General features: G+C 64.4%; 10 protein-coding genes. 3 read left to right on the top strand and 7 right to left on the bottom strand.

Annotated elements, in window-relative coordinates:
* The first annotated feature begins 136 nt into the window (after positions 1-136).
* Positions 137-1,177 (top strand): TRAP transporter substrate-binding protein DctP, encoded by a 1,041-nt coding sequence (dctP, locus tag AC56LW_RS19730; protein WP_499636983.1) that lies wholly within the window; start codon positions 137-139, stop codon positions 1,175-1,177.
* Positions 1,178-1,189: 12 nt separating this feature from the next.
* On the opposite strand, the gene moaD is transcribed toward dctP, so the two are convergent.
* Genes moaD through thrC form a run of 3 tightly spaced genes read right to left on the bottom strand, consistent with a single transcriptional unit; the run spans position 1,190 to position 4,191 of the window.
* Positions 1,190-1,447, bottom strand: a complete 258-nt coding sequence (moaD, locus tag AC56LW_RS19725) for a molybdopterin converting factor subunit 1 (protein ID WP_332532675.1) — start codon at positions 1,445-1,447, stop codon at positions 1,190-1,192.
* Positions 1,448-1,454: 7 nt separating this feature from the next.
* The gene (locus AC56LW_RS19720) at positions 1,455-2,714 is read right to left on the bottom strand and encodes a molybdopterin molybdotransferase MoeA (RefSeq protein ID WP_499636981.1); all 1,260 of its coding nucleotides are present in this window, start codon (positions 2,712-2,714) and stop codon (positions 1,455-1,457) included.
* Between the two features lies 1 nt (position 2,715).
* Positions 2,716-4,191: a threonine synthase gene (thrC, locus tag AC56LW_RS19715; protein ID WP_499636979.1), complete on the bottom strand. Its 1,476-nt coding sequence runs from the start codon at positions 4,189-4,191 to the stop codon at positions 2,716-2,718.
* Between the two features lie 224 nt (positions 4,192-4,415).
* Here thrC and AC56LW_RS19710 point away from each other — a divergent pair, with 224 nt between their 5' ends.
* A complete protein-coding gene (locus tag AC56LW_RS19710) occupies positions 4,416-5,384 on the top strand; it encodes an IS1595 family transposase (protein ID WP_499636977.1) in 969 nt (322 codons plus the stop codon).
* 31 nt (positions 5,385-5,415) lie between these two features.
* Here AC56LW_RS19710 and AC56LW_RS19705 read toward each other — a convergent pair whose 3' ends face one another.
* Genes AC56LW_RS19705 through kbl form a run of 3 tightly spaced genes read right to left on the bottom strand, consistent with a single transcriptional unit; the run spans position 5,416 to position 9,033 of the window.
* On the bottom strand, positions 5,416-6,798 hold the full coding sequence (locus AC56LW_RS19705) for an L-serine ammonia-lyase (RefSeq protein WP_499636975.1): 1,383 nt from the start codon (positions 6,796-6,798) through the stop codon (positions 5,416-5,418).
* A gap of 36 nt (positions 6,799-6,834) precedes the next feature.
* Entirely contained in the window at positions 6,835-7,797 is a 963-nt protein-coding gene (locus AC56LW_RS19700; RefSeq protein WP_499636973.1) for an NAD-dependent epimerase/dehydratase family protein, read from the bottom strand.
* Positions 7,798-7,827: 30 nt separating this feature from the next.
* Positions 7,828-9,033 (bottom strand): glycine C-acetyltransferase, encoded by a 1,206-nt coding sequence (kbl, locus tag AC56LW_RS19695; protein ID WP_499636971.1) that lies wholly within the window; start codon positions 9,031-9,033, stop codon positions 7,828-7,830.
* Positions 9,034-9,207: 174 nt separating this feature from the next.
* On the opposite strand from kbl, the gene AC56LW_RS19690 reads away from it, so the two are divergent.
* Positions 9,208-9,783: a helix-turn-helix domain-containing protein gene (locus AC56LW_RS19690; protein ID WP_482898654.1), complete on the top strand. Its 576-nt coding sequence runs from the start codon at positions 9,208-9,210 to the stop codon at positions 9,781-9,783.
* A gap of 79 nt (positions 9,784-9,862) precedes the next feature.
* Here AC56LW_RS19690 and AC56LW_RS19685 read toward each other — a convergent pair whose 3' ends face one another.
* Positions 9,863-12,034 carry a prolyl oligopeptidase family serine peptidase gene (locus AC56LW_RS19685; protein ID WP_499636969.1) on the bottom strand — a complete coding sequence of 724 codons (2,172 nt, stop codon included), beginning with the start codon at positions 12,032-12,034 and terminating at the stop codon, positions 9,863-9,865.
* Positions 12,035-12,105 lie beyond the last annotated feature (71 nt).

Raw genomic sequence — 12,105 nt, 5'->3', positions numbered from 1 at the left:
GATCTGCAATATTCCGCTTGACATGCCGCGCAGCAGGCATATTCTTGTCCTAGCCAGCTGCGAACGATGACGCCCGCACCGACGAGGCACGCCACGATTCGCCCGGCAGTCCGTTACAACATCTTGGAGGATGTATATGTCGGTAGAAATCGAATCGTTCGCTACGCGCAGGACAGTACTCGGGGCGCTCGCCACCAGCCCACTCTGGATGGGCTCGGCGTGGGCCCAACCCAACAATCTCAAAATCTCGCACCAGTTCCCCGGCGGCAGCATCGCGCGGGGCGACTTTCGCGACCGCCTGTGCCGCATGTTCGCGTCCGAGGTCGAAAAGCGCACGCGCGGCGGCGTGAAGTTCTCGATCTATCCGGACTCGACCATGATGCAGCCGGGCGCACAATTTGGCGCGCTGCGCAGCGGGAAACTCGACATGGCGCTGGTGCCGCTGTCGTACGCGGGTGCCGAGGCGCCGGAAGCCAATATTGGCCTGATGCCGGCACTCGTCACGTCGTACGAACAGGGCTATGGCTGGCGCAATGCACCCGTCGGGCGTGAACTGTCGCGCATCCTTGGCGAACAGGGTCTGGTCATCGTCAGCTGGATCTGGCAGGCGGGCGGCGTGGCGTCGCGCGGCGACCCGATCATCACCCCCGACGATGCGCGCGGGCTGAAAGTGCGCGGCGGCTCGCGCGAAATGGACATGCTGCTGCAGAACGCGGGCGCCACGGTCGTCAACATGCCGTCCAACGAGATCTACAACGCCATGCGCAGCGGCGCCCTCGATGCGGCGCTCACGTCATCCACGTCGCTGATCTCGTTCCGTCTGCAGGAGACGGCCCGTTCGCTGACGACAGCGCGCGGCGGTTCGTACTGGTTCATGTTCGAGCCGCTACTGATGTCGCGCACCGTGTTCGAGCGCCTGACCAAGGCGCAGCAGCAGGCACTCATGACGGTGGGCGCCGATCTGGAAAAGTTCGCGATGAATTCGGCGCGCATGGACGATGCTGAAGTCGCGACCGTGTATCGCGGCGTCGGCGCGCGCGTGGTCGACCTCAATCCTGACGCGCTGCGCGGCTGGCAGGAAGTCGCGCGCAACACGGCCTGGAAGGACTTCGCGGCCCGCAACAGCAATTGCGCCAAACTGATGGCGCTCGCCGAGCAGTCGATCGCCGCGATCTGACCTTGTGAAAGCTTACCCGCCCGTCACGGGCGGGAAGAACGCCACTTCGGCGCCGGCCGCCACGGGCGTGGCGCCGTCGCACATCACCTGCTGATGGGCCATGCGCACCGCGCGCTCAGGCGCCAGCGCCTCGGCCCAGACGCCACCGCGCGCGCGCAGCAATTCGCGCACCGCGCCCACGGTCGCCACGTCAGGCGGCAGGTCCAGCTGTTCCTGCCCCGTACCGACTGTTTCACGCAGCGCGGCAAAATACTTCACGTTGATCTTCATGACAATCCTAATGCTGTAGTTCGGCGAACGGAATGAAGCGCACCAGGTCGCCCGCGGCAATCGCATTGCCCGGCGGGTTGTCGATGAGGCCATCGCCCCAGACGGTCGACGTCAGCACGCCGGAACCCTGATTCGCAAACAGTTCAAGGCCACCACCTGCATTGAAGCGCGCCCGCAGGAATTCGTTGCGGCGGTCGCCCTTGGGCAGGTCGAAATCGGCGCGCACCAGATAGCCGCGCGGCTCGACCGGACCATGCACGCCCTGCAGGCGCAGCAGGAACGGCCGCACGAACAGCAGGAAGGTGACGAAGCTCGATACGGGATTGCCCGGCAAGCCGATGAAGAACGCGTCACCCTCATCGCCCCCTACCTCGCGGCGTACTTCACCGAACGCCAGCGGTTTACCCGGCTTGACGGCGATCTGCCACATCGACAGCCGCCCTTCCGCCTCGACGGCCGGCTTGATATGGTCTTCTTCGCCCACCGACACACCGCCCGACGTGATGATCAGGTCATGCGCCTGCGCGGCGTCGCGCAGTGTGGCGCGCGTCGCGGCCAGCGTATCGGGCACGATGCCGAAGTCGGTGATCTCGCAGCCGACGTTTTCCAGCAGCGCGCGCAGCGTGAAGCGGTTCGAGTTGTAGATCCCACCCGGTGCCAGATCCTGCGCCGCCACTTCGCCCGGCATCGCCAGTTCATCGCCCGTGAAGAACACGGCCACGCGCAGGCGCCGGTGCACGGGCAGCGCCGCCAGGCCGACCGAGGCAACCAAGCCAAGCTCCTGGCTGCGCAAGCGGGTGCCAGCGCTCAGGATCACGCTGCCGTTGCCGATGTCTTCGCCTTTGCGGCGGATCCACTCGCCGTCGGCCGGCGCGTGGCGCACGGTGACGCTGTCGCCTGCGGCCTCGCACTGCTCCTGCATGACGACGGCGTCGGCGCCCGGCGGAATCAGCGCGCCGGTGAAGATGCGTGCTGCCGTGCCGGGTTCGAGTGGCTGGCCGACGTGGCCGGCCGGGATGCGCTGGGCCACGCGCAGCGTCGCGTCGCCGCTCGCGCAATCGGCGGCGCGCACGGCGTAGCCATCCATCTGCGTGTTGTCGGCCGATGGCACGTCGATGGTGGCCAGCTGGTCTTCTGCCAGCACGCGGCCGTTGGCGTCCAGCGTGGGGATCGTTTCGATGGCCGTCACGGGGCGCGCGGCGGCAAGCAGCACGTCCAGCGCCTCGCGCACCGTCAGCATCGGCGGTCGTTGTCCTGGTGCGTTCATGCTACAGCCCCGTGTGATCGGCGATGTACGCCTTCATTTGCGCGACGTCCGCAGGCATCACGACGTAGCGCTGCGGCAGCGCTTCGATGTCGTCGAAACCGGCCGGACGCTCGGCATCGGTGCCCAGCGCTTCGAGGATCGTCTCGTTGAACTTGGCGGCCAGTGCGGTTTCCAGCACGATCATCGGCACGCGCGGCGCCATGTGCTCGCGCGCGACCTTGATACCGTCGGCCGTGTGGGTGTCGATGGTGATGTCGTAGTCATCGGCCACATCGCGGATTGTGTCGAGGCGGTCGTTGTGCGTCGAGCGGCCCGAGGCGAAGCCGAAGCGCGCCACCTGCTTGAATTCGTCGCCATCGCTGCCCGGCTTGCCGGACAGGTCGAAGCCGCCATGCGTGTCGACCTTGCGGAACAGTGCGTGCGTACGCTCGGCGTCGCGCCCGACCAGGTCATACACGAAGCGCTCGAAGTTCGACGCCTTCGAAATGTCCATCGACGGGCTGCTCGTGTGGAACGTCTCGGCCGCCTTGCGCACGCGGTACACGCCGGTGCGGAAGAATTCGTCGAGCACGTCGTTCTCGTTGGTGGCGGCCACCAGCTTGTCGATCGGCAGGCCCATCATGCGGGCGATGTGGCCGGCGCAGATATTGCCGAAGTTACCTGACGGGACGGTGAACGAGACCTTCTGGTCATTGCTCGTGGTGGCGGCAAGGTAGCCGCGGAAGTAGTACACGACCTGCGCCACAACACGCGCCCAGTTGATCGAATTGACGGTACCGATCTTCTGGCGCGCCTTGAACGTGAGGTCGTTCGAGACGGCCTTGACCAGGTCCTGGCAATCGTCAAAGTTGCCTTTCACGGCGATATTGAAGATGTTCGGGTCTTGCAGGCTGAACATCTGCGCGGTCTGGAATGCGCTCATGCGCCCGTGCGGCGACAGCATGAACACGCGCACGCCCTTCTTGCCGCGCATCGCGTATTCGGCCGCGCTGCCGGTGTCGCCCGAGGTGGCGCCGAAGATATTCAGTGCATCGCTGTTTTTGGCCAGCGCATATTCGAACAGGTTGCCGAGCAACTGCATCGCCATGTCCTTGAACGCCAGCGTCGGGCCATTCGACAGCGCCTGCAGGATCAGCTTGCCATTGCGGCCGTCTTCCAGCACGCGCAGCGGGGTGATCTCGGCAGCGGACTCGCCGGCACGGGCGTTGCAGTACACGGCAGGCGTGTAAGTGCGCGTGGTGATGGCCTTGAGGTCGGCATCCGGGATATCGGTGGCGAACTTGCGCAGGATCTCGAACGCCAGATCGGCGTACGACAGCGTGCGCCACGCGTCGAGCTCGGCGCTCGTGACCTGCGGGTACTCGGCCGGCAGGTACAGGCCGCCGTCCGGGGCGAGGCCGCCGAGCAGGATGTCACAGAAGTTCTCGGGATTGCGTGCTGCGGACGCGCTCGTCGCGCGGGTGGACACATAGTGCATACGGTTGTAGATCCAGTTGGCTCGGGTGGATCGTCAATTATAGTGGGAGCCAGAGAAATTGTATGCTGTGCTGCAAAAAAGTCATGTCACCCAATAAAATTGGGCGGCCGATGCCCTGGCCGCCCAACGATTGCCGAGGCGCAGTCAACGTTAAATATTGCCGAGCTATGAACTGATGAGCATTTTCGTGGTCCAACCCCTGTCGTCAGCGCCAGGAGTCGAGCATGAAAGCACCCCGTTTCACGCGTTGGTTCGCCAACTTGCCATTGCTGAACGTCCCGCAGCGCCGGCAGGTGCTGGATGCCTTGCATCCTGCCGCCGGGCTCGACCAGGTCGTCGCACTCATCGCGCACGCCAGGTCGCCGGACCGATGTTGCCCCCGCTGTGGCAGCGTGCGCTGTAACCGGCACGGGTTCGCCAACGACCTGCAACGCTTCCGGTGCTGCGACTGCGGATGCACCTTCAATGACCTCACCGGCACGCCCCTGGCGAGGCTCAGGCACAAGGCCAAGTGGCTCGCCTATTCACAAGTTCTGCTCGATTCACTACCTGTACGCAAGGCGGCAGACCTGGTTGGCGTGCACCGCAACACGGCTTTCCGCTGGCGCCACCGCTTCCTGCATTGGATCAAGCTCGACCGGCCGAAGACCCTGAATGGCATCGTCGAAGCCGATGAAACCTTTCTGCTCGAATCGCAGAAAGGTTCGCGCGCGCTCGACCGGCCCGCGCGGCGGCGGGGTGGCCGCGTCGCCAGGCCCGGCATTTCCGGAGAACTCGACTGCATTCTGGTGGCACGTGACCGCAACGGACGCACGGTCGATGCCGTCACGGGCCGCGGCGCATTGACGGCCGCGCAGCTCGAACGCGACTTGCTTCCCAGACTCGATCCCCAGTCCTTTCTGGTCAGCGACAGCCATGTCGCCTACAGGGCTTTTGCACGCAAGCACGGGATCACGCACGAGACCGTCAATCTCCGTGCGGGGGTACGGGCCAGGCGCCTGGGCAGCCTGGCAATTCACGTGCAAAACGTGAATGCCTATCATCAGCGCTTCAAGGATTGGTTGCGGGGCTTTCGCGGTGTGGCGTCGCGCTATCTCGCCAACTATCTGGGTTGGCGCTGGGCTCTGGATGGCGAGAGAGTACGTTCACCAGAACAATTGCTACACATCGCAATCAGAGTCATCAATACGTAATGCTGACTGCGCCTTGCCGAACCGATGTAAATCAGCAGGCGGCGTGATTGACCGTCACGACGTGGATCGCCAGGCCGCCCAGCGACGTTTCCTTGTACTTGACCTGCATGTCCGCGCCCGTCTGGCGCATCGTCTCGATCACGCTGTCCAGGCTCACGAAGTGCACGCCATCGCCCTTGAGCGCCAGCGACGCCGCCGTGATCGCCTTGATCGCGCCCATGCCGTTGCGCTCGATGCACGGGATCTGCACCAGGCCGCCGATCGGATCGCAGGTCATGCCCAGATGGTGTTCGATGCCAATTTCGGCCGCGTTCTCGATCTGCTCGTTGGTGCCGCCCAGCGCCGCAACGAGGCCCGCTGCCGCCATCGCGCACGCCACGCCAACCTCGCCCTGGCAACCCACTTCGGCGCCCGAGATCGACGCGTTCTTCTTGCACAGCATGCCGATCGCAGCCGACGTGAGCAGAAAGTCGCGCACGCCGCGCTGCGGATCGATCGGGCGGCAGTCTTCGGCGTAGTAACGCAGCACGGCCGGGATGATGCCGGCTGCGCCGTTGGTCGGCGCCGTAACGACACGGCCACCGGCGGCGTTTTCTTCGTTGACTGCCATCGCGTACAGGCTGACCTGCTGCACGGCGTCGTGCGGCAAGGCGTTCTGCGGCTGGGTTTCCTGCGCCTGCTTCCACAGGGCGGCCGCGCGGCGGCGCACATTCAGGCCGCCCGGCAGGCGCCCTTCCGTCTTGAGGCCCTGGCAGATACAGTCGCGCATCACGCGCCACAGGCGGTCCAGGCCGGCATCGAGGTCGGCGTCGCTCATGCGCACACGCTCGTTCGCGCGCAGCATGTGCGGGATCGTCAGGCCGTACGTACGGCCATGCTCGAGCAGCTGGACCATCGTATCGAACGGGTACGGCACCGGCGTGCCGACGGGTTCCGCGGCGCGCGCCTGCGCTTCGCCGGCTGCGGTGATGAAGCCGCCGCCGACCGAATAATAAATGCGTTCGATGATGCTGCCATCGCGCAGCTGCAGCACGAAGCGCATGCCGTTCGGGTGTTCGGGCAGCGTCGACGCTTTGTGCCAGACCAGGTGGACACGGGCGTCGAACGGCACGGTCCTGATGCCCAGCAGTGCGATCTGTCCATCGAGCGCGGCGAGATCGAGCTTGTCATCGACCGAGGCCGGATCGAGCTCCTGCGGCGTCTCGCCCATCAGGCCCAGGATCACGGCCTTGTCGGTGGCATGGCCGACGCCGGTCAGCGCCAGCGAGCCGTACAGATGCGCCTCGACGCCAACCGCCTCGTCCAGCATGCCGCTCTCGAGCAGAAAGCGGCGCGCCGCGACCATCGGGCCCACCGTGTGGGAACTCGACGGGCCGATGCCGATCTTGAACAAATCAAACACGCTCATGTCCATCTTGTGTCTCCTGCTTTTTTATTTTAAGGCGAGGTCTTACGCTGCTGCCTTGATGCCGACGTCGATATTGGCCAGCATCGAATCGACCATTTCGTCGATGCCGATGCGGGATTGCCAGCCCCAGTCCGCCGTCGCGCGGCTGTCGTCCAGGCTTTTCGGCCACGAATCGGCGATCTGCTGGCGGCTGTCCGGCGCGTAAGCGATGGCGAAACCGGGGCGCGCCTTCTGGATTGCGGCGGCCAGTTCACGCGGGTTGAACGAAACGCCGGCCACGTTGTACGACGAACGGATCGCGACCTGTTCGGCGGGTGCTTCCATCAGTTCGATGGTGGCGCGGATCGCGTCGGGCATGTAGATCATCGGCAGCGTGGTTTCGGGGCCGAGGAAGCATTCGTAGGTCTCGCCGCGCAGCGCCGCGTGGAAAATCGCGATCGCGTAGTCGGTGGTGCCGCCGCCCGGTGGCGACTTGTAGCTGATGATGCCGGGATAGCGGATGCTGCGCACGTCCACGCCATACTTGCTGTGATAGTACTCGCACAGGCGCTCGCCGGCCAGCTTGCTGATGCCGTAGATCGTGGTCGGGTCCATGATTGTGAACTGCGGCGTGTGTTCGCCCGGCGTGTTCGGGCCGAAGGCGGCGATCGACGAGGGCCAGAAGACTTTCAGTGGCTTGCCGGCGTCGCCGCGCTCGCGCGCGATCTCGAGGATGTTGAGCAGGCCATCCATGTTCAGGCTCCAGGCCTTGAGTGGCGCTTTTTCACCGGTGGCCGACAGCATGGCGGCCAGCTGGTAGACCTGGGTGATGTCTTCGTCGGCGATCAGGCTTGCCAGCGCGTCGTTGTCCAGCACGTTCAGGCGGGTGTAGCGCGCCGCGCCGTACAGGTTGTTCTCGCCGATGTCCGACGCGATGACGTTCTGCGCGCCGTGGCGCTCGGCCAGCGCGCTAACCAGTTCACTGCCGATCTGGCCATTGGCGCCGATGATGAGGATGCGTTCCATGCTGTGTTTCCTTGCCTATGTATTTATTATTTATTGTTGCTTGATGATGCCCAGCTCGCGGCCGGCTTGTTCGAATGCCTTGAGCACGATGTCCAGCTGCTCGCGGGTGTGCGCCGCCGACAGTTGCACGCGCACGCGCGCCTGGCCCATCGGCACCACCGGATAGAAGAAGCCCGACAGCAGCACGCCCAGCTCGAACATGCGCGCCGCGAATTTCTGCGCGACCGGTGCGTCGAACAGCATCACCGGCACCACCGGGTGCGTGCCCGGCTTGATGGTAAAGCCGATGCGCTCGATCTCGGCGCGGAAGTACGCGGTGTTCTCCATCAGGCGGTCACGCAGTTCGGTCGACTTCGAGATGCGCTCCAGCACTGCGAGCGAGGCGCCGGCAATCATCGGCGCGAGCGTGTTCGAGAACAGGTACGGGCGCGATTTCTGGCGCAGCGTCTCGATCACTTCTTTCTTGCCCGACGTGAAACCGCCCATCGCGCCGCCCAGGGCCTTGCCCAGCGTACCGGTGATGATGTCGATCTTGCCGATCACGCCGCAGTGTTCGTGCGTACCGCGACCGGTCGCGCCCATGAAGCCCGATGCGTGGCACTCGTCGATCATGGTCAGCGCGCCGTACTGCTCGGCCAGTGCGACGATCTTGTCCAGCTGGGCGATCGTGCCGTCCATCGAGAACACGCCGTCGGTGACGATGATCTTGTGGCGCTTGCCGGCTTCGGTGGCGGCGATCAGCTGCTTTTCGAGGTCCGCCATGTCGTTGTTGGCGTAGCGGTAGCGCGCCGCCTTGCACAGGCGCACGCCGTCGATGATCGACGCGTGGTTCAGCGCGTCCGAGATGATCGCGTCGTTCTCGTCGAACAGCGGCTCGAACACGCCGCCATTGGCGTCGAACGCGGCGGCGTACAGGATCGTGTCTTCGGTGCCCAAAAACTTCGACAGCGCCGCTTCCAGTTCCTTGTGCACGGTCTGGGTGCCGCAGATGAAGCGCACCGACGACAGGCCGTAGCCGTACTTTTCAAGCGCCGCGGCTGCGGCTTGCTGGGTTTCCGGATCGCCCGCCAGGCCCAGGTAGTTGTTCGCGCACATATTGATCAGGGTGCGGCCATCCTGCGCGACCACTTCGGCGCCCTGGCGCGAAGCCAGCACACGTTCCGGCTTGAACAGGCCGTCGCTACGCAAGGTGTCGAGTTTTTGCTGCAGGCCGCTGTAGAAAGTCTGGTCGCTCATGGTGTTTTTCCTGTTCCGTGGATGGTCCGGCTTGACCGGCAGTTGGCGGATGCTGTACCGTGGGTTTGTTCGATGTAGAAGACTTATCCTGTATATCGAACAAAGATTCAATATAGTGGATATTACCCGCGCCCAATCGACTTGGCAAGCCGGTCCTCAACACCTTATGCGGCAATGAATACAATTTCAACCAACAACGCGCCACCCGAAGTCGGCGCCACACTGCAACGCCTGCGCCTGGCCCGTGGCCTGACGCTCGAAGACCTGTCACGCATTGCCGGCGTCTCGAAATCGATGCTGTCGCAGATCGAACGCGAAAAAGCCAACCCCACCATCGCCATCACCTGGCGCCTGGCCAATGCACTGGGCGTGCAGATTGGCGAACTGCTGTCGTCCGAAGTGCGCCCGACGGAACTCATCCGGCTGGTGGACGCACACGAAATCCCCACGCTACCGGGCGCGCACGCCGGCTATTCGCTGCGCATCCTCGGCCCGATGGATTTGGCCGGCAAGTATGAATGGTATGAGCTGACCTTGGCGCCCGGTGGCGAACTGGCGTCGCAGGCGCACGATCCGGGGACGGGCGAACACCTGACGGTGATCACGGGGACCGTGGAGCTGGAAGTGGGACCGGAGAAGAAAAAGGTGCGCCACGGCGCGACGGCGCGCTACCCGGCCGACCAGAATCATGTGATCCGCAATACGGGCAAGACCGAGGCCAAGGCGGTGCTGGTGGTCGTGCACCGCTAGTAGAAACACCAGGCGACAGACACACAAAACAACATGGCCGCCGGATCGCTCCGGCGGCCATGTTTGCATGCGCCTGGGGTTACTTGGCGCCGGCGGCCGTCACGGCCGCGTCATTCATGTGCAGCTCGCGCGACAGGAAGCCCCAGCGATCTGCCACTTCCTCGATCTGCTTGCCCGTCGGCTTGCCCGCACCGTGACCCGCCTTGGTGTCGATGCGGATCAGGATTGGCGCGCTGCCGGCCTGCGCCGCCTGGGCAGCGGCGGCGTACTTGAAGCTGTGCGCCGGGACCACGCGGTCATCGTGATCGGCCGTCGTCACCATCGTCGCCGGGTAGCAGGTACCGGCCTTCAGGTTGTGCAGCGGCGAATACTTGACCAGCGCCTTGAATTCATCCGGGTTCTCGGACGAGCCGTAGTCCGAGGTCCAGGCCCAGCCGATCGTGAACTTGTGGAAGCGCAGCATGTCCATCACGCCCACCGACGGAATCGCCGCCGCGAACAGGTCCGGGCGTTGCGTCGTGGCCGCGCCGACCAGCAGGCCGCCGTTGCTGCCGCCGCCAATGGCCAGCTTCTGTGGCGACGTGACCTTGTTCTCGACCAGCCACTCGGCCGCGCCGATGAAGTCGTCGAACACGTTCTGCTTCTGCAGCTTGGTGCCCGCCTGGTGCCAGGCTTCGCCGTATTCGCCGCCGCCGCGCAGATTGGCCACGACATACACACCGCCCATTTCCATCCATGCCAGGTTGGCCGGCGAGAAGCCCGGCGTCAGCGAGATATTGAAGCCGCCATAGCCGTACAGGTAGGTCGGGTTCTGGCCGTTCATTTTCAGGCCCTTCTTCGACACGATGAACATCGGGACCCTGGTGCCGTCGCGGCTCGTGTAGAACTGCTGGCGCGTTTCATAGTCGGCCGGGTTGAACGCGACCTTCGGCTGGCGGAACACCGTGCTCTGGCCCGTGGTCATGTTCAGGCGGTAGATCGTGGTCGGGCTGGTGAAGCTCGTGAACGAGTAGAAGGTCTCGGTGTCGCCACGCTTGCCCGACAGGCCGGCGACAGTGCCGATCCCCGGCAGTGCGATCTCGCGCACCGGCTTGCCGTCGAGCGAGACGACGCGCACGACGCTGCGGGCATCCTTCAGGTATTCGAGCACCAGCTGGTTGTTGACGATGTCGGCGCCGGTCAGCGTGTCGGCACTCTCGGCAACGACCTCTTTCCAGTTCGATTCCGCAGGCTTGCTGACGTCGATCGCGATCACGCGCTTTTTGGGCGCCTTGCGGTCGGTGCTGAAGTAGAACACGCTGCCGACGTTGTCGATGAAGTCGTAGCCGGCGTCGAAGTTGTCGATCAGGTCGACCACTTTCGCGTCCGGCTTCGACAGGTCCTTGTACGACACGCGATACTTCGGCGCCGTGCCCTTGGTGGTGGTGATGATCAGGTAACGGCCATCGTCCGTGGTCTGGCCGCCGAAGCCCCATTCCTTCTGGTCGGCGCGGTCATACACCAGCGTGTCGGCGCTTTGTGGCGTGCCGATGCGGTGGTAGTACAGCTTCTGGAAGTAGTTCACGTCGGCCAGCTTGGTCGCTTCCTTCGGCTCGTCGTAGCGGCTGTAGAAGAAGCCCTTGCCATCCTTGGTCCAGGCGGTGCTCGAGAATTTGACCCACTTGATATGGTCCGGCAAGTCCTTGCCGGTCTCGATGTCGCGCAGCTTGATCTCGTTCCAGTCCGAGCCCGACGCGGCAATGCTGTACGCCAGCAGCTTGCCGTCGGGGCTGACTTCGGTGCCGGCCAGGGCGACGGTACCGTCGGCGGCCAGCTTGTTCGGGTCGAGCAGCAGGCGCGGCTCGTCATTCAGGTTTTTCAGCGTGTACAAGACCGCCTGGTTCTGCAGGCCATCGTTGCGCGTGTAGAAGTAGCGGCCACCTTCCTTGCCCGGCACGCTGTAGCGCTCGTAGTTCCACAACTGCGTCAGGCGCTGGCGGATCGCTTCGCGTTGCGGGATCGCGGCCAGATAAGCCTGGGTGACCTTGTTCTGGGCGTCGACCCACATCTTCGTTTCGGCGCTGTTGGCGTCTTCGAGCCAGCGGTAAGGATCGGCGACGACGGTGCCGTGGTAGTTGTCCGTCTGGTCGACTTTCTTCGTCACCGGATAGGTCGGCCCGGTGCCCTTGGTGGAACAGCTTTGTGCGAGCGCCGGATTGGCGCTGAAGGTCGTGGCCAACACGGCGGCAAGCGTGGCAAGTTTCATGTGCATGTTGTTCTCGGTCTGTGAATGATGAGGTCGGCTTGTGGCCGCAGGGCATCATAGCGCGAAACGAGAACAGT

It is taken from the genome of Telluria sp. LT2P80 (assembly GCF_059685955.1).
Note: the sequence above shows the minus strand (reverse complement) of the source record. Positions and strands in the feature narration are given on the sequence as shown.